Annotated in this window: 16 protein-coding genes; 10 read left to right on the plus strand and 6 right to left on the minus strand. The window is 68.8% G+C overall.

Annotated features, from left to right (window positions below; all coding sequences use genetic code 11):
• Window positions 1–5 precede the first annotated feature (5 nt).
• On the plus strand, window positions 6–404 hold the full coding sequence (locus AKH00_RS00850; RefSeq protein WP_050720844.1) for a hypothetical protein: 399 nt from the start codon (window positions 6–8) through the stop codon (window positions 402–404).
• A 113-nt stretch (window positions 405–517) separates the two neighbouring features.
• On the opposite strand, the gene ppgK is transcribed toward AKH00_RS00850, so the two are convergent.
• Window positions 518–1,264 (minus strand): polyphosphate--glucose phosphotransferase, encoded by a 747-nt coding sequence (gene ppgK / locus AKH00_RS00855; RefSeq protein ID WP_050720845.1) that lies wholly within the window; start codon window positions 1,262–1,264, stop codon window positions 518–520.
• A gap of 70 nt (window positions 1,265–1,334) precedes the next feature.
• On the opposite strand from ppgK, the gene AKH00_RS00860 reads away from it, so the two are divergent.
• From AKH00_RS00860 to AKH00_RS00875, 4 genes are all read left to right on the plus strand, one after another.
• Window positions 1,335–1,550, plus strand: coding sequence for a hypothetical protein (locus AKH00_RS00860; RefSeq protein ID WP_050720846.1), 216 nt, complete (start codon window positions 1,335–1,337; stop codon window positions 1,548–1,550).
• Window positions 1,551–1,552: 2 nt separating this feature from the next.
• A complete protein-coding gene (gene glnA / locus AKH00_RS00865) occupies window positions 1,553–2,890 on the plus strand; it encodes a type I glutamate--ammonia ligase (RefSeq protein WP_050720847.1) in 1,338 nt (445 codons plus the stop codon).
• Between the two features lie 9 nt (window positions 2,891–2,899).
• Window positions 2,900–5,875 carry a bifunctional [glutamine synthetase] adenylyltransferase/[glutamine synthetase]-adenylyl-L-tyrosine phosphorylase gene (locus AKH00_RS00870; RefSeq protein WP_050720848.1) on the plus strand — a complete coding sequence of 992 codons (2,976 nt, stop codon included), beginning with the start codon at window positions 2,900–2,902 and terminating at the stop codon, window positions 5,873–5,875.
• 67 nt (window positions 5,876–5,942) lie between these two features.
• Complete coding sequence (locus AKH00_RS00875) at window positions 5,943–6,872, plus strand: diacylglycerol/lipid kinase family protein (protein ID WP_050720849.1); 930 nt, start codon at window positions 5,943–5,945, stop codon at window positions 6,870–6,872.
• Here the strand turns inward: AKH00_RS00875 and AKH00_RS00880 are convergent.
• The gene (locus AKH00_RS00880; protein ID WP_050720850.1) at window positions 6,859–8,004 is read right to left on the minus strand and encodes an AI-2E family transporter; all 1,146 of its coding nucleotides are present in this window, start codon (window positions 8,002–8,004) and stop codon (window positions 6,859–6,861) included. The genes AKH00_RS00875 and AKH00_RS00880 overlap by 14 nt on opposite strands.
• Window positions 8,005–8,148: 144 nt before the next feature.
• Here AKH00_RS00880 and AKH00_RS00885 point away from each other — a divergent pair, with 144 nt between their 5' ends.
• Both AKH00_RS00885 and glsA read left to right on the plus strand, forming a co-directional pair.
• Window positions 8,149–8,667 (plus strand): GNAT family N-acetyltransferase, encoded by a 519-nt coding sequence (locus AKH00_RS00885; RefSeq protein WP_050720851.1) that lies wholly within the window; start codon window positions 8,149–8,151, stop codon window positions 8,665–8,667.
• A gap of 13 nt (window positions 8,668–8,680) precedes the next feature.
• Window positions 8,681–9,616 (plus strand): glutaminase A, encoded by a 936-nt coding sequence (glsA, locus tag AKH00_RS00890; protein WP_050720852.1) that lies wholly within the window; start codon window positions 8,681–8,683, stop codon window positions 9,614–9,616.
• Window positions 9,617–9,727: 111 nt separating this feature from the next.
• On the opposite strand, the gene glnA (AKH00_RS00895) is transcribed toward glsA, so the two are convergent.
• Window positions 9,728–11,152: a type I glutamate--ammonia ligase gene (glnA, locus tag AKH00_RS00895; protein WP_050720853.1), complete on the minus strand. Its 1,425-nt coding sequence runs from the start codon at window positions 11,150–11,152 to the stop codon at window positions 9,728–9,730.
• A gap of 160 nt (window positions 11,153–11,312) precedes the next feature.
• Here glnA (AKH00_RS00895) and AKH00_RS00900 point away from each other — a divergent pair, with 160 nt between their 5' ends.
• Window positions 11,313–11,699, plus strand: coding sequence for an RDD family protein (locus AKH00_RS00900; RefSeq protein ID WP_152926116.1), 387 nt, complete (start codon window positions 11,313–11,315; stop codon window positions 11,697–11,699).
• 6 nt (window positions 11,700–11,705) lie between these two features.
• Here the strand turns inward: AKH00_RS00900 and AKH00_RS00905 are convergent, their stop codons facing one another.
• Complete coding sequence (locus tag AKH00_RS00905; protein ID WP_050720855.1) at window positions 11,706–12,185, minus strand: ATP-dependent zinc protease family protein; 480 nt, start codon at window positions 12,183–12,185, stop codon at window positions 11,706–11,708.
• 26 nt (window positions 12,186–12,211) lie between these two features.
• Between AKH00_RS00905 and AKH00_RS00910 the strand changes: the two genes are divergently transcribed.
• Window positions 12,212–13,399 (plus strand): RimK family alpha-L-glutamate ligase, encoded by a 1,188-nt coding sequence (locus tag AKH00_RS00910; protein ID WP_050720856.1) that lies wholly within the window; start codon window positions 12,212–12,214, stop codon window positions 13,397–13,399.
• A gap of 72 nt (window positions 13,400–13,471) precedes the next feature.
• Here the strand turns inward: AKH00_RS00910 and AKH00_RS00915 are convergent, their stop codons facing one another.
• On the minus strand, window positions 13,472–14,182 hold the full coding sequence (locus tag AKH00_RS00915) for a DUF4191 family protein (RefSeq protein WP_050720857.1): 711 nt from the start codon (window positions 14,180–14,182) through the stop codon (window positions 13,472–13,474).
• 146 nt (window positions 14,183–14,328) lie between these two features.
• On the opposite strand from AKH00_RS00915, the gene AKH00_RS18225 reads away from it, so the two are divergent.
• Window positions 14,329–15,903: a hypothetical protein gene (locus AKH00_RS18225; RefSeq protein ID WP_050720858.1), complete on the plus strand. Its 1,575-nt coding sequence runs from the start codon at window positions 14,329–14,331 to the stop codon at window positions 15,901–15,903.
• Between the two features lie 14 nt (window positions 15,904–15,917).
• On the opposite strand, the gene sucB is transcribed toward AKH00_RS18225, so the two are convergent.
• Complete coding sequence (gene sucB, locus AKH00_RS00925) at window positions 15,918–17,702, minus strand: 2-oxoglutarate dehydrogenase, E2 component, dihydrolipoamide succinyltransferase (protein WP_050720859.1); 1,785 nt, start codon at window positions 17,700–17,702, stop codon at window positions 15,918–15,920.
• Between the last annotated feature and the right edge of the window lie 11 nt (window positions 17,703–17,713).

A 17,713-nucleotide genomic window follows, 5' to 3' on the forward strand; every position in this document is an offset into this window, starting at 1 on the left:
TACTCATGGTCATCGGAATCACCCTGCTTTCGTTAGCGGCGATCCTCATCCTGCCCTTGACTCTGTGCGCGGGTTTGCTTGGCTGGCGATATCCCTCCATGAGGATCGAGGTGAACCTCGTCCTCATGCTCGGGCTGGCGACGGCGGTGATGGGGGCTGTTGTCATCCACGGCGGGAGCAAGACGCCAGAGTGGCCGACAGTGGCGTTGGTGCCTGTAGCGGTGGGAACAGCGCTGCAGCTCTTGCGCGAGGTCGGGCCCCTCAGGCCGGTCGCCGCGGACGGTCGGACCAAACGCAGGACTCGATTGCTCAGCAGGCAGGAGAGGGACGCGACCGCCACGGTGTCGTGGGCCATCATGCTGCTCGGTACGGCTGTCCCCGCTATTGCGGCAATCGTTGGTTGAGCCGACGTCCGTAGCTGTGGTTCCGGGTGCGAGCCGCGCGTTCGGCCTGACCGCCGCAGACACGACGAAGGCCCCGCCGCGATCGGCGGGGCCTTCGTGCAGTGCGGCGGGTGTCAGTCGCCGGCGAGAGATGCGGCGCCGATGATGCCCGAGTTGTTGCGGTGGATCGCCGGGACGATCGGCGTCTTCAGGTCGAGAAGCGGCAGGAAGTCGCCCGCGTTCTTGGACACGCCGCCGCCGACCACGAACAGATCGGGGCTGAACAGGAACTCGATGTGCGTGTAGAAGTCCTGCAGACGCTCGGCCCACTCGGCCCAGCTGAGGTTCTCGCGCTCGCGCGCCGAGGTCGCAGCATAGGTCTCGACGGACTCGTACTCGCGGAAGTTCAGGTGCCCGAGCTCCGTGTTCGGCACGAGGACGCCGTCGTACAGGAAGGCCGACCCGATGCCCGTGCCGAGTGTCGTGAGAAGCGTGAAGCCGACCACGTCGCGGGCCGCACCGTGGCGGGCCTCGGCGACTCCCGCGGCATCCGCGTCGTTCACGAAGACGATGTTGCGGCCGAGTCCGTCGCGGAAGAAGCGCTCGGCGTCGAAGCCGATCCACTCCTTCGACACGTTGGCGGCGGAGAGCGTCTTGCCGCGCTTGACGATCGCGGGGAACGCGACGCCCAGCGGGAGGTTCGACTCGTGCACGTCGAGGGTCTTGAGGACGGTCTTGACGGCCTGCAGCACGTCTTGCGGGGACGCGCCCTCGGGAGTGGGGACGCGGACCCTGTCGGAGGCCATGGTGCCGTGCTCGAGGTCGACGATGCCTGCCTTGATTCCCGTGCCGCCGATGTCGACGCCGATCGCTTTTGCCATGCTCGATAGCTTAGCGACCGAGCTTCGCGCAGATAGGATCGATGACACCACGTGATGAAGGGGGTCGGCCATGTCGAACGGCGACGATAAGTACTGGTACAACGTGAACACCAAGCAGGTCGAGTTCGGCATGATCTCGCCGTCGGCGGATCGTGTCGGGCCCTTCGACACCGAGGCCGAGGCCGCTCACGCACCCGAGAAGCTGCAGGAGCGCGCTCGCGCCTGGGCTGATGAGGACGCCGCCGAGGACGGCTGGGACGCCGGCATCGCGAAGGACTCCGAATAACCGTGGACAAGCAGAGGGATTTCGTCCTCCGGACGATCGAGGAGCGCGGCGTCAAGTTCGTGCGGCTGTGGTTCACCGATGTGATCGGCACGCTCAAGTCGGTCGCGATCGCGCCCGCGGAGGTCGAGGGCGCGTTCGCGGAGGGCATCGGGTTCGACGGCTCCGCGATCGAGGGCCTCACCCGCAGCTATGAGTCGGATCTGCTGGCGCAGCCCGACCCCACGACCTTCCAGACGCTGCCCTGGCGCGGCGAGATCGACCCCACCGCGCGGATGTTCTGCGACATCACGACGCCCGACGGCCGTCCGGCGGTCTCCGATCCGCGACACGTCCTCAAGCGCACGCTCGCGAAGGCGGCCGACGCCGGCTTCACGTTCTACACGCATCCCGAGATCGAGTTCTACCTGCTGAAGTCCTCGTCGTTCGGCCCGGAGGGCCCGGTGCCGGTCGACTCCGCCGGCTACTTCGACAACGTGCCCGGCGGAACGGCGCACGACTTCCGCCGCCGCTCGGTGCGGATGCTGGAGGACCTCGGCATCTCGGTCGAGTTCAGCCACCACGAGGGCGGACCCGGGCAGAACGAGATCGATCTGCGCTACGCGGACGCGCTCACGATGGCCGACAACGTCATGACGTTCCGCACGGTCATCAAAGAGGTCGCGATCGAGCAGGGCGTGTACGCGACGTTCATGCCGAAACCGCTCAGCGGTCACCCCGGAAGCGGCATGCACACGCACATGTCGCTGTTCGAGGGGGAGCGCAACGCGTTCTATGAGGAGGGTGCGAAGTACCAGCTCTCCAAGACCGGTCGGCACTTCATCGCCGGCCTCCTCAAGCACGCGAACGAGATCGCCGCTGTCACGAACCAGTTCGTCAACTCGTACAAGCGGCTGTGGGGCGGTGACGAGGCTCCGAGCTTCGTGACCTGGGGTCACAACAACCGGTCCGCACTCGTGCGGGTGCCGATGTACAAGCCGAACAAGGGCGGCTCCTCCCGGGTCGAGTACCGCGCGCTCGACTCGGCGGCCAACCCGTATCTCGCGTACGCACTCATGCTGGCCGCCGGTCTCAAGGGCATCGAGGAGGAGTACGAGCTCCCGCCCGAGGCCGAGGACAACGTCTGGTCGCTCAGCGACGCCGAGCGCCGTGCACTGGGCTATGCGGCGCTGCCCGCGAGCCTCGACCACGCCCTCGAGTACATGGAGGGCTCGGAGCTCGTCGCCGAGACGCTCGGCGAGTCGGTCTTCAACTACGTGCTGCTGAACAAGCGCAAGGAGTGGGAGGCCTACCGTGGCCAGGTCACGCCGCTGGAGCTGAAGAACAACCTCGAGCTGCTCTGAGCGTCGCGCATGGCCCGTTCGGACGACTCCGTCTCCCTCTCCGCTCTGGCCAGGCTCGGGTTCGCAGAACTCAGTGAGGCCTCGGCGAACCTGACCGAGCTCGCGGGCATCCTCGGCCTCGACCGCGGCGTGCTCGTCGCGGGGGCGACCGCGGCCGATCCCGACGCCGCGGTGGAAGGGATGCTGCGCGTCGCACGGCGCGACGCGGCTCCGCTCGTCGCACTGTTCCGTGAGGAGGAGTCGCGTAGGCGCGCGTGGCGGGTGTTCGGCGCGTCCGAAGGGCTTGCGGACTTCTTCCTGCGGCATCCCGAGGAGCTCTCGGTGCTGGGTGAACCGCACGACGCTCTGCCGACGGCATCCGAGCTCGACGCGCTCCTGTTGGGCGCGGTGGACGCGCGCGACGGTTTCGCCGCCTCCGGTGACGACGACGCGATCGTGGCGTTGCGCGTCGCCTATCGGCGCGGCCTCGCCGCGATCGCCGCGTTCGATCTCAGCGCGCACAACCCCGTGATGATCGTGGCGGATGTCGCCGCCGCTCTCGCCGACATCGCCGGGGCGGCGCTCGAGGCGTCGCTGGCGGTCGCTCGACGGCGGCTCTCGCAGACGATGCGCGAAGAGCAGGTCGCCGCCACCCGGCTCGCGATCATCGGCATGGGCAAGTCGGGTGCGCGGGAACTCAACTACGTGAGCGACGTCGACGTGATCTTCGTCGGCGGGACACTCGACGACGATGTGGTGGACGAGCCGCGGGCGATCGACATCGCCACCCGTCTCGCGCGCGAGACGATGCGCGGTCTCAGCGGGATCGAGGTCGAGCCGCCGCTGTGGGAGGTGGATGCCGCGCTGCGCCCCGAGGGCAAGCAGGGCGCTCTCGTGCGCTCCCTCGCCTCGCACGTCGCCTACTACGACCGGTGGGCGAAGAGCTGGGAGTTCCAGGCGCTGCTCAAAGCCCGACCGCTCGCCGGCGACGCCGAGCTCGGCGCCGAGTACATCGCCGCTCTGCAGCCCAAGGTGTTCTCGAGTGCCGCGCGGGAGAACTTCGTCGACAGCGTGCAGCGCATGCGCGAGCGGGTGATGGAGTACATCGACCCCGAGGACGTGCCGTACCAGATCAAGCTCGGCGCCGGCGGACTGCGCGACATCGAGTTCACGGTGCAGCTGCTGCAGCTCGTGCACGGCCTCACTGACGAGCGGCTGCGCACCCGCGGCACGCTGGAGAGCATCGACGCCCTCGTGGAGGGCGGGTACATCGGGCGTGCCGAGGCCGGCACGTTCGCGGATGACTATCGGATCCTCCGTCTCATGGAGCACCGTCTGCAGCTGCGCGAGCTGAGTCGCACGCACCTCATGCCCCGCACACCGGCCGGGTTGCGGGTGCTCGCACGCAGCACGGGTCTCGCCGACTCCGGAGAGGGCGTCTGGGCGCGATGGGAGGGCGTGCGGCGCGAGGTGCGCGAGATCCACACGCGCCTGTTCTACCGTCCTCTGCTCAGCGCCGTCGCTGCGCTCCCGGAGGGGGAGCGGACGCTGTCGACCGCACAGGCGCACGACCGGCTCATGGCGATCGGATTCCGCGACCCCGCCGGCGCCCTGCGCCACATCGGCGCGCTCACGACCGGGCTCAGCCGCAAGGCGACGATCCAGCGGCACCTCATGCCCGTCATGGTCAAGTGGTTCGCCGACGGCAGCGACCCCGACTATGCGCTGCTCGCGTTCCGGCGCATCAGCGAACGGCTCGGCAACACCCCCTGGTTCCTCCGGATGCTGCGGGACTCGTCGGGCGCGGCGGAGAGTCTCACCCGGCTGCTGTCGTCTTCGCGGTATGTGGGCGAGCTCATGGAGTGGATCCCCGAGTCGGTCGCGTGGCTCGACAGCAGCGACCTCCTCCGTCCGCGCAGCGGCGCCGCGCTCGACGAGGAGGCGCGGGCCATCCAGACGCGGCACGCGAGCATCTCCGACGCGCTCCGGGCCGTGCGTGCGCTGCGCCGTCGGGAGCTGTTGCGCACCGCGATGGGCGGGGTCCTCGACGTGCTCACCATCGAGCAGGTCGCGACCTCCCTCACCGAGATCACGGACGCGGCGATCCAGGCGGCGCTTCGCGCTGTGCGACGCGAGATCGTGCCCGAGGAGGACGACGCGTTCGACTTCGCCGTGATCGGCATGGGTCGCTACGGCGGCGCCGAGCTCGGATTCGGGTCGGATGCCGACATCCTCTACGTGTACGACGCGAACGGCATCGACCCGCAGCGCGCGCAGACACTCGCGACGAGGATGGTCGCAGGGCTCCGCGAGCACCTCACGGACCATCGGGTCCCCCTCGATCTCGACGCGGATCTGCGCCCGGAGGGACGCAACGGGCCGGTCGTGCGGACGTTGCAGGCCTACGCCGAGTACTACCGTCGCTGGTCGCTGTCGTGGGAGGCGCAGGCCCTGCTCCGTGCGCGCGGGGTGGCGGGCAGCGCGAAGCTCATCGCGTCGTTCACGGAACTCGCCGACAGCATCCGCTATCCGGCGTCGATCGATCTGCAGGGCACCCGGGAGATCAAGCGCATCAAGGCCCGGGTCGAGGGGGAGCGTCTGCCGCAGGGGGTCGATCCGCGGCGGCATCTCAAGCTCGGTCCGGGGACGCTCAGCGATGTGGAGTGGCTCGTCCAGCTGATCCAGCTCCAGCACGCGCATCGTGTGCCGGATCTGCGCACAACGTCGACGATCGCCGCGCTCGACGCGGCCGTCGAAGCGGGCCTGGTACCGGCGGATTCCGCCGACCTGCTGCGTGCGGCCTGGCTGCTGTCGAGCCGCCTGCGATCGGCGATCACGCTCTACACGGGGCGGACGAGCGACGTCCTGCCCACCGACCCGCGCGACCTCGATGCGATCGGGCGGCTGCTGGGGTATCCCGACCGCTCGGCGAGCGTGCTGGAGGACGACTACCTCGGCGTCACGCGGCGCGCGCGGCGCGCGTTCGAACAGCTCTTCTACGGCTGAACCGCCGTCGAGACACGCGCTGCCGTGTCGAGTTGCCAAGCGGCCGGGTTTGGAACAGGCTGACCTCATGACGATCTCGAAGCTCGGTGTGATCTGGAACCCGTCCAAGCCCGGAGGGGACGAGCTGAAGTCGGCCGTCGCCGAGGTCTTCGAGACGGATGCCGGTGCGCCCGACGTCCAGTGGTGGGAGACCACGCCGGAGGACCCGGGGCACGGGATGGCCGCGCAGGCTGTTGCGGCGGGGTGCGAGGTGGTGATCGCGGCGGGTGGTGACGGCACGGTGCGCGCGGTCGCCGAAGGCCTCGCCGGGACGGATGTCGCGCTCGGGATCGTCCCGAAGGGCACGGGCAACCTCCTGGCACGCAACCTCGAGGTGCCCTTGAACGACGTCGCGGCGGCGATGCGACGTGTGCGCGATGGCGAACCGCGCACGATCGACATCGGTTGGGTCGAGCGCGACGGCGAAGAGCATGCCTTCGTCGTGATGGTGGGCTTCGGGATCGACGCGCAGATGCTCGTCGAGACCGACGACGACCTCAAGAGCAAGGCCGGCTGGCTGGCGTACGTCGAGGCCATGGGGCGCGCGGTCGCGGGCACCGAGATGACCGATATCTCGATGACGCTCGACGACGGCGAGGCGCAGGAGCTACGCGGTCACACGATGCTGATCGGCAACTGCGGCATGCTGCAGGGCGGCATCCGCCTGCTGCCCGACGCGGTGATCGACGACGGCCAGCTCGACATGCTGCTCGTGAGCGCGGACGGACCATTGCAGTGGCTCGACACGGTCCGGTCGGTGGTGTGGGAGAACGGCATCCGTCGGATCTTCGGCGCGGTCGATCAAGCCGTGAGCACGGACTCCACGACCCATGTCGCAGCAGAGCGCATCGCGGTCACGCTGTCGTCGCCGCAGACGTTCGAGATCGACGGCGAAGAGGTGGGCGAGGTGTCCGAGTTCGCGGTGCGGGTGCAGCCCGCCGCGCTCATCGTGCGCTGAGCGTTCCCGGCGGGACGATCTTGCTGTCCTGCGACGGGAAGACGACCTTCTGCACGATGATGATGATGCTCGCCGCGACCGGGATCGCGACCAGGGCGCCGAGGATCCCGCCCAGCGCGCCGCCCGCGACAGCCGCGATCACGACCAGTGCACCCGGCACTGCCACGGCCTTGTTCATGATCCGGGGCGAGAGCACGTATGCCTCGATCTGCATGTACACGAGGTAGTAGATGAAGGCGATCAGCGCCGTGATCGGGCTGACGATCAGGCAGATCAGGGAGTTGATGATCGAGGCCGTCAGCGTGCCGACGAGTGGGATCATCGAGCCGATGAAGGCGATGAGCGCGAGCAGCGCGGGAACGGGAGCCCCGATGATGCTCAGCATGATGAGGCTGAGGATGCCGTTGATGGCGGCGAGGCTGGCCTGCCCCATGACATAGCGGCCCACAGCACCCGACACGTCCTCCAGAAGACCGCTGAACGTGTCGCGCTGGTAGGCGGGGACGAAGCGCGTGGCGACCTTCTTCATGCCGCGCAGCGAAGCCATGAAGTACAGCGTGAGGATCAGCACGATCGTGACGCCCGTGAACCCGCCGGCGATACCCGCGCCGACCGCGAAGACTCCGCCGCTGATGTTGAGGATGTTGCCGGGGTCCTGGATGAAGCTCAGCACGCCCTGCGCCGCGTCCTCGAAGGTCGAGCCGAACTGATCGCTCACGTCCTTGAACCAGGAGCTGTTCATGAAGTCCTGGACCATCTTGGGTCCGTCCTTCACGAGATTGGTGATCTGCTCGACGAGGATCGGGACGATCGCGAGCAGGATGCCGGCGAAGGCGAGCACCACGACGGCGACGACGATCGCCACGGCGGCCCCGCGGGGAAGCTTCTTCTCGATCCAGGTGACGATCGGGTCGAGCCCGAGCGCCAGGAAGATCGCGACCCCGATGTACACGAGCACGGTGGCGAGCTGATCGACGATCCCACCGATCACGAGCGCCACGAGCACGCCGAGAGCTCCGAGGAGGCCGAACATGAACGGGTTGATGCGGGCGATCGCCGCTGCCGCGGTCTTCGGCTGGTTCTGCTGCGTCTCCGCCGCCGCCACCCGCGCCTTGATCGTCTTCCGACGCATGATGCCCCCTCTGGATCTTTCCGACCTCTCAGTTGACCACCGGCGTAGGCCACGGTCAAGCAGGGCACGCCGGGGTGGCGGCGACAGGTCTGCGGGTGCTAGACCGTGTGCGGCGATGTCGGTGGTGTGTGCCAGGCTCGGCGCATGGAGACGCTGACTCTGCGCGCATGGACCGACGACGATCTGCCGATGCTGCGTGCAGCGAACAGCGCCGCGATGACGGCGCACCTGAACGGTCCGGAGAGCGCGCACCGGGTCGATGAGCGCCACGCACGCTATCTGGGCCTCACCGACCCGTCCCAGGCGCGGATGCTGGTGATCGACGACGGACAGAGGCGGGCGCTCGGCGCGATCGGCTATTGGACGGTGGACTGGCGCGGCGAGCCGGCGTTCGAGACGGGCTGGTTCGTGCTGCCGGAGGCACAGGGCAGGGGAGTGGCGTCTGCGGCCCTGGCGCTGCTGATCGGCATCGCGCGGGAGCATCGCGGCGACCGTCGGCACCTGGTGGCGTTCCCCGGTGTCGACAACGCCGCGTCGAACGGGGTCTGCCGCCGCAACGGCTTCGCGCTCGTCGGCTCGTTCGAAGAGCAGTTCCGTGGTGCGGAGCTCGCGGTCAACGAGTGGGCCCTCGACCTGAGCGCCCCAGCGCGATCGCGTCCGTGAAAGGCTTGGCGGTATGGACTCCGTCGCCGATCCACGCACATACGACCTGGACGCGCTGCGCGCCCGGATCCTGCCCGAAGCGGAGGGCACGGTCGATCGCAGCATCCCTCAGCTCGCGCGCGCCGATCCTGATCTCGTCGCTCTCGCGCTCGTCACGGTCGACGGAGTCGTGAACTCCAGCGCGTGCGCGGACGTCGAACTCAGCATCCAGTCCGCCGTGAAGCCGTTCCTGTTCGCGCTCGCACTCGAGGACACGCGTGGCGAGGCGCTGGACCAGGTCGGAATCGAGCCGACAGGCGAGGCCTTCGACGCGATCAAGCTCGAGAGCGGCACGGGGCGACCGCCCAATCCGATGGTCAACGCCGGCGCGCTCCTGACGGCGTCGCTCGTCTACGGGGAGGATGTGGCTGCTCGCAATGAACGCATCCATGCAGGCTTGTCGGCCTTCGCGGGGCGAGAGCTCGACGTCGACGAGGAGATCGCACGGAACGAGCACCTCCTCGGCGACCGCAACCACGCCCTCGCGCACCTCATGCGGTCCGAGGGGACGCTGGCGCTGGGCGTCGACGACACCGTGGCGGTCTACGCCCGCGCATGCGCGACGATGGTCGACGCGCGGGACCTGGCTCTGATGGGAGCGACGCTCGCGGCCGGCGGGCGCAATCCGGTGACCGGCGTAAACGTGGTGAGCGCGCAGGTCGCCCGCGACGTCATCTCGGTCATGGCGACCTGCGGCGTGTACGACGGCTCGGGTCGGTGGATGCGTCAGGTCGGCGTGCCGGCGAAGTCAGGCGTCTCGGGAACCATCGTCCTGTCCGCGCCGGGGTCGCTTGGTGCGGCCGTGGTCAGTCCTCCGCTCGACGACCAGGGGACGAGTGTCCGCGGTCACCGTGCGAGCGAGATCCTCAGCGAGGATCTCGCCCTGCACTCATTCGCGACCTCCCGCTGATCGCGACGTCTCCGCGCGGACTCGTCGAGCGCACTCCCCGCGGTCAGCCCCGGGTACGCAGAACGCCCTCCCGACCGAGGTCGAGAGGGCGTTCTGCGGGATTCGCTCAGATCAGACGCCGAAGTACAGCTCGTACTCGAACGGGTGCGGGCGCTGGGCCATCGGCAGGATCTCGTTCTCGTACTTGTAGGAGATCCAGGTCTCGATGAGCTCCTCGGTGAACACGCCGCCCTCGAGAAGGAAGGCGTGGTCCTCGCGCAGGGCCTCGAGCGAGTCCAGCAGCGAGTTCGGGACCTGGGGGATGTTCTTGGCCTCCTCGGGCGGGAGCTCGTAGAGGTCCTTGTCGACGGGCTCGTGCGGCTCGATGCGGTTCTTGATGCCGTCGAGGCCGGCCATGAGCTGCGCGGCGAAGGCGAGGTACGGGTTGCCCGAGGCGTCCGGCGCGCGGAACTCGATGCGCTTGGCCTTGGGGTTGGAGCCCGTGATCGGGATGCGGATCGCGGCGGAGCGGTTGCCGGCCGAGTAGACCAGGTTGACCGGAGCCTCGAAGCCCTTGACCAGACGGTGGTAGCTGTTCAGCGTCGGGTTGGTGAAGGCGAGCAGCGCCGGCGCGTGTGCCAGGATGCCGCCGATGTACCAGCGCGCGATGTCGCTGAGCTGACCGTAGCCGGCCTCGTCGTAGAACAGCGGCTTGCCGTCGTTCCACAGCGACTGGTGCGTGTGCATGCCCGAGCCGTTGTCGCCGTACAGCGGCTTCGGCATGAAGGTCGCGACCTTGCCCCACTCCTCGGCGGTGTTCTTGACGATGTACTTGAACTTCAGGATGTCGTCCGCCGAGTGCACCATGGTGTCGAAGCGGTAGTTGATCTCCTGCTGACCGGCGGTGCCGACCTCGTGGTGCGAACGCTCGAGCGTGAAGCCCGCGTCGATGAGCTTGAGCGTGATGTCGTCGCGCAGGTCGGCGGTCTTGTCGACCGGGCTGACCGGGAAGTAGCCGCCCTTGTACGGGGTCTTGTTGGCGAGGTTGCCGCCCTCCTCCTCACGACCGGTGTTCCACGCGGCCTCCTCGGAGTCGACCTTGTAGAAGCTCTCGCCCGACGTGACCGAGTAGCGGACGTCGTCGAAGATGTAGAACTCGGCCTCGGGGGCGAAGTACGCGGTGTCGGCGATGCCGGTGGAGGCGAGGTACTTCTCGGCCTTCTTGGCGACCTGGCGCGGGTCCTTGGAGTAGATCTCACCCGTGCGCGGGTTGTAGATGTCGAAGATCATCACGAGGGTGCTGGCCTCGCGGAAGGGGTCGATGTAGGCCGTGGTGACGTCGGGGATCAGCTGCATGTCCGACTCGTGGATGCTCGCGAAGCCGCGGATCGAGGAGCCGTCGAACAGCTGGCCGTCCGTGAAGAAGTCCTCGTCGACGGTCGCGGCGGGGATGTTGAAGTGCTGCTGCACACCCGGGAGATCGGTGAAGCGGATGTCAAGGAACTTGACGTCGTTCTCCTTGATGTAGGCGAGCACCTCGGACGAATCTTTGAACATGAAAAGCTCCTGGATTGCGGGTCGATGGCTTCACGGCCAATTTGCACAGTACGGCCGGGGCGTTACTCCACGGTATCCGCTTTGTTTCCAGCGTGTTACACGCCGGTAGGGTTGATGTGTGACGGATGCTGTGAACACGTACCCCGGTGAACGACTCGGAATGCCGAAGGCCGGGACCGGCAGCATCGCCCGTCCGGGACGCCGCATCGGCGCTCTGCTCATCGACTACGTCGCCGCGACGATCATCGCCACCGGGTTCCTCGGATTCGACCAGTTCGCGTTGCCGTCCGAAGCCGGCCTCACCCAGTTCGCGCCCATGGCGGTGTTCGCCGTGCTGCAGATCCTGTTCATCCCCACGGCGGGTGGCAGTCCGGGACACCGCATCCTCGGCATGCGCCTCGTGCGACTCGGCGGCGGCTGGGTCGGCATCTGGCGGCCCATCGTGCGCACGCTCCTGCTCGTCGTCGTGATCCCCGCAGTGATCTGGGACACGGATCAGCGCGGTCTGCACGACAAGGCCGCGGGCCTGGTGCTCATGCGCGCCTGAGCGGGATCACTCCTTGCCGCGGTTGCGGCGCCTCGCCTCTCGCGGTGCGCGTCCGCCCACGAACGATCGCGACGGATCGACGACGTAGCCCTGCTTGAGCGCCTCGCGCCCGATCAGCATCCGGAATCCCATCTCGTCCCGGTTGCTCAGCGTGACCTCGGCGAGCACCTCGCGGTCGTGGAGCCGGATGAGCAGCTCGACGACGAAGCGTTCCTGCGCATGGCCGGAGGAGCTCCGCACCGCGCGGCGGTCGTGCACCGGGGACTCGACGTCGACGGCATCCTCCTGGCTGTCCTGCCAGGGCTTGACTCGGAAGCGGACCCACGACACGCCGTCGCGCTCGAACTCGTGGATGTCGAAGGCGTGCAGCGATGACGTGCGCGCTCCCGTGTCGATCTTGGCCTTGAGCCAGTCGACGCCGAGATCGGGCAGGCTCACCCATTCTCGCCACCCGATAAGAGTGTTTGAATGGGATGACTTACTCACCCGACCATCCTGGCAGGAAATCCTTCGTGAAGATCGCAGTGCTCTCTCGCGCGCCGCAGGCGTACTCCACCCAACGACTGCGTGCCGCCGCCCTCCAGCGCGGCCACAACGTCAAGGTGCTGAACACCCTGCGCTTCGCGATCGATCTGACCTCCGACGAACCGGATCTGCACTACCGCGGTCGGCAGCTCAGCGACTACGACGCGATCCTTCCCCGCATCGGCAACTCGATCACCTACTTCGGCACGGCCGTGGTCCGCCAGTTCGAGCAGATGGATGTCTACACGCCCAACACCGCCAACGGCATCTCGAGCGCGCGCGACAAGCTCCGCGCGAACCAGATCCTGTCTCGGCACAACATCGCCATGCCGCCCACGGCGTTCGTCCGCAACCGCGCCGACGTGCGCCCCGCCATCGAGCGCGTCGGCGGCGCACCCGTCGTCATCAAGCTGCTGGAGGGCACCCAGGGGATCGGCGTCATCCTCGCGCCGCAGGTCAAGGTCGCCGAGGCGATCATCGAGACGCTGCACTCCACCAAGCAGAACGTGCTCATCCAGAAGTTCATCTCCGAGAGCCGCGGCAAGGACATCCGCGCGCTCGTCGTCGGCGACCGGGTGGTCGCGGCGATGCGCCGGTCCGCCGCGGGCGACGAGTTCCGCTCCAACGTCCACCGGGGAGGGTCCGTCGAGGCGATCGAGCTCGATCCCGTGTACGAGCGCGCAGCCGTGCGGTCGGCCCAGATCATGGGCCTGCGCGTCGCCGGCGTCGACATGCTCGAGGGGGAGGACGGGCCGCTGGTGATGGAGGTCAACTCCTCGCCCGGCCTGCAGGGGATCGAGACGGCCACGAAGCTCGACGTCGCCGGTGCGATCATCGACTACATCGCCGGGCAGGTCGCGTTCCCCGAGATCGACGTGCGCCAGCGTCTCACCGTCTCCACCGGCTACGGCGTGGCGGAGCTCATGGTGCATGGAGCCGTGGACCTGGTCGGCAAGACGCTCGGTGAGGCCGGGCTCTGGGAGCGCGACATCACCGTGCTCACGTTGCACCGCGGTGTGACCGTGATCCCGAACCCGCGCAAGCACGTGGTGCTCGAGGCGGACGATCGGCTCTTCTGCTTCGGCAAGCTCGACGAGATGCGCTCCATGGTTCCCGAGCGTCGTCGTCGTCGCGCCAAGGTGCGTCGACTGCCTCGTCAGCCGCTCTCCGAGTAGTTCTCGATACGACGAAGCGCGGCCGTCCTCGGAAGAGGACGGCCGCGCTTCGTGTACGTCAGTCGATGCGGATCAACGCGGACGCTGTGCGCGCACCTTCGTGGGGTCGATGCCCTTCGGGATCGGCAGCGAGGAGATCGACTGCGACACCGATTCGATGCGCTTGATGACGGCGGCCATGGTGGCCTTGTCGATCGCCTTGGGAAGCTTCTTGATGGTCTTCGACAGGTCGGCGATCGCGACGTCGTCGTCGCCGTGTCCGACGTAGAGAACGGTGACAGGCACACCGTGCGCGACGCGGGCGGCCTTGCTGCGCTCGTCGTTGACGAGACGGGTCAAACGTCCGCGCGAGCCCTCGCCGACGACGACCACGCCCCCGCGGCCGACGGTGCGGTAGACCGCGTCCTGCGTCTTGGGGTTGATGCCGACGGGCGTCTCGGAGGCCTGCCAGCTGCGACCGAGGCTCGTGCTCAGCACGTGGCCGGTAGCGCCCGGCATGCCGTCGATCTTCTGGTACATCGCGGAGGTGGAGAGTCGCGTCATGAGGAACATGGCGCCCAAGACACCGAGCATCAGGCCGGAGATGCCCCAGAGGATCAAGGTCCACACCTGGAACGGCGGGATCAGGAAGCCGGCGATGAGGCCGACCAGCACACCGGCGATCAGAATCGCGATCTGGGCCCAGGGAAGCCAGGGGTACACCTCACGGGTGAACCGGAAGAGCGACTTGATCTGGGAGAAGAACCCCGGGCGCTTCTCGGGAGCGGACGAACGGTTTGCCATGCTCCCAGGATACCGACTCCCGGATGCCGTCATGACTCCGTTCGCGTCGGGCGGATTCGCTGACTCGTCCTCCACATCCGCCGGTCGCGGCCGGATCCGTCCACACCCCCTCGATCGTGCTCCGGAGCTCCTCGGGATGCGCTCTGATGGACGCCATGACGACGAGCGAGACGACCATGCGGAGGACGAGAGCGCTGCTTCCGGGCGCGCATCGGGTCGTGCGTCGTCTGGGGGCTGGTGAAGGGCCGTTCCCCGGGGTGCTCGTCGCGGATGGGGACTCCATGGCGGTGCTGCGGGATGCGGAGGGGCTGGCCGGGTGGGGCGGCTGGTCCCTCGCGGGGGCGAGGCATGTCGCGGCGCCGCTGGACGTGGTGCGTCGTGTCGACGGACACGACGTCCTGCTGCCGTGGTGCACGGAGAAGGTGGCCGTGTTCCTCGGACGCCGAGCGGGGCAGGGGAGCGCGCTGTCCGGTGGGGAGGTCAGCACACTGGCCGTGAGCCTGCTGCGTGGGATCGGCGAACTGGGCGTCGATCCCACCGACGCGCGCAGCGGTGAGTGGTGGCTGACGGATGCGGGATGCCCGGTGCTCGTGATCGGCGAGGAAGAGGACGCGCGTATCGCCGCGGCAGTGCTTCTGGAGACGGCGGCATCCGAGAGCGCCGACCGCGTGCAACGGCGGGTGCTCGAGGCGGTCGCAGAGGGGCTGCGTCGGCACTCCGAACGCCCCGAGGTCCCACGACGACAGATCGACGCCTGGGAGTCCGAGCTCCTCTCCGTGGCCGCGCCCAGACCGCTCGTCAGCGCGGATGACACCGAAGGGAGTGGGGCGCCGAGCAGTGCCGGGCGGGAGATCGGCGCCCTGCGAGCAGCAGTGACTGATCGCCCGCAGGGCCGCGTGACGCGAGCCGAGGACGGGCGAAGGGGTCGGCGTCACCCGCGGGCGCGGGCGCCGCGGGGAGAGGGCGTGGTGGCTGTCGTCCGCGCGGCCGCTGCGCGGGGCCTGAGCGCGGTGCGCGGGCTGCCGCTGCCGACGCGTGCCGCGGCGTCGGTCGGTACGGGAGGGGCGGACCGGCAACGCCCTCGAGAGGGTGACCGGCGTCGGATGCCGAAGCTGGCGGTGGGGCTGGCTGCCGCCGGCGCCGTGCTTGCGGCGGGCCTGCTGTGGCCGTCGGACTCCGGCGGGCAGGCGGATGAGCCCACGGTCGGGCGCGGAGTGGCACCTGCGGAGTCTGATGGAGGCGGAGCCTCCCTGTTACCGACGGACTCGCCGACGACTGCGGCCGGCAGCTCACCCGACGCCGTGCCGCCGGGACCGAACGACCAGGACCATCCGCTCGCGCACGGAGCCGGTGACCGACCGGTGTCGGTGATAGAAGACGAGGCGGCCCGGCTGGTGGCGGTCATCCGCGACTGCGCCGTCGCAGACGACCGGTCGTGCGCCGGCGCGGTGGTCGCGGGGGCAGATCACGTCGTCGAGCTCTTCCAGAGCTCCCCGGATGATGCGCGTCCGTCCGGGGGAGAGGAGAGCATCGCTCTCGTCGACGACTACGGTGGCGCCGTCGTCGTGCGTCTGTCAGCGGGCGGTGACGGTGTCGGCGGCGGAGATGCCGGCGCTGGCGGCGCGGGAGTCGCTGGATACGACCGGATGCTGGTGCTCGTCCGCATGGACGAGAAATGGCTGGTCCGCGACGCCTACGACGTCGCGGACCAGCCAGGATGATGATGCGTGTGCGGTCAGGCTCCGAGCTGCGCCGCGAACTGCGCCGACTCGAGACGTGCCTTGACGGCGCCGAGGAAGCGGGCCGCGTCCGCACCGTCGATGATGCGGTGGTCGTACGAGAGCGCGAGGTACACGTACGAGCGGACCGCGATCGCGTCCGTGCCGCCGACCTTGACGAGACCGGGGCGCTTGACGACCGTTCCGGTGCCGAGGATCGCGGACTGCGGGAGGAAGACCACGGGGGTGTCGAACAGAGCGCCGCGCGAACCGGTGTTGGTCAGCGTGAACGTTCCGCCCGCGAGCTCATCCGGCTTCAGCTTGTTGTCGCGCGTGCGCGCGGCGAGGTCGGCGATCTCGTGGGCGATCTCGGCGATGTTCTTCGACGCCGCGTCGCGCAGGACCGGCGTGAGCAGCCCGCGCTCGGTGTCGACGGCGATCGAGAGGTTCTCGGTCGCCGGGTACACGATCTGGTCGCCGTCGACCGTGGAGTTCACGATCGGGAAGGCCTGGAGGGCCTCCGCAGCAGCCAGCGCGAAGAACGGGAGGAACGAGAGCTTGTCGCCCGTCTTCTCGAGGAACGAGCCCTTGACGCTGTCGCGGTACTCGGCCAGAGCCGTCACGTCGACCTCGACCACCGTCGTGAGCTGCGCGGTCTGCTGCATCGACTCGACGGCACGCTGCGCGAGGACCTTGCGCAGGCGGGACATCGGCTGAGTCGTGCCACGGAGCGGGGAGACCTCGAGCGCCGGTGCAGCCGGGGCCGCAGCCGCGGCCGGAGCGGTCGCAGCGTTCTCCGCTGCCTTGAGCACGTCTTCCTTGCGGATGCGTCCGCCGACACCGGTACCCGTGACGGTCGCCAGGTCGACGCCCTGCTGCGAAGCGAGACGGCGGACGAGCGGCGTCACATACAGGTTGTCGTTCTCGGTCGGGAGCGACAGCTTCGGAGCAGCGGGTGCCGGAGCCGCGGCAGGTGCGGCGGGTGCCGGAGCGGCGGCCGGTGCTGCAGCGGCGGGAGCGGGAGCGGCCGGAGCGGCCGGTGCCGGAGCAGCCTCGGCAGCGGGAGCCGCGGCGGGTGCCGGAGCGGCTTCGGGAGCAGCAGAGGCTTCGGGCGCAGCAGCGGGTGCCGGAGCGGCTTCGGGAGCTGCTCCCGAGCCGACTCGGGCGAGCACGGCGCCGACAGCGACGGTCTCGTCCTCGGCCGCGACGATCTCCTGGAGAACGCCGGCGACCGGCGAGGGGATCTCAGTGTCGACCTTGTCGGTCGAGATCTCGAGGAGCGCCTCATCGACCTCGACGGAGTCGCCGACCTGCTTCAGCCAGCGGGTCACCGTGCCCTCGGTCACGCTCTCGCCCAGCTCGGGGAGCACGATGTCCTTGGCGTCGCCGGACGGAGCGGCGGCGGGTGCGGACTCGGCGGGCGCCTCAGCCGCGGGCGCCGGAGCAGCCTCCGCAGCAGGTGCCTCCGCAGCGGGTGCCTCGGCCGCGGGCGCCGCTTCGGCGGGAGCAGCCTCGGCTGCCGGAGCGGCAGCCTCGGGAGCGTCGGCCGCGGGAGCGGCGCTGTTGCCGTCGCCGATGCGCGCGAGCAGCGCGCCGACCTCGACGGTCTCGTCCTCGGCGACGAGGATCTCCTCGATCACACCGCTGACGGGGGAGGGGATCTCGGTGTCGACCTTGTCGGTCGAGATCTCGAGCAGGCCCTCATCCGCCTGCACGGTGTCTCCCACCTGCTTGAGCCAGCGGGTGACCGTACCCTCTGTGACGCTCTCACCGAGAGCGGGGAGGACCACGGATGTGCTCATGACGGAGTCTC

The organism is Microbacterium sp. GCS4 (assembly GCF_001262495.1).
GTDB lineage: Bacteria > Actinomycetota > Actinomycetes > Actinomycetales > Microbacteriaceae > Microbacterium.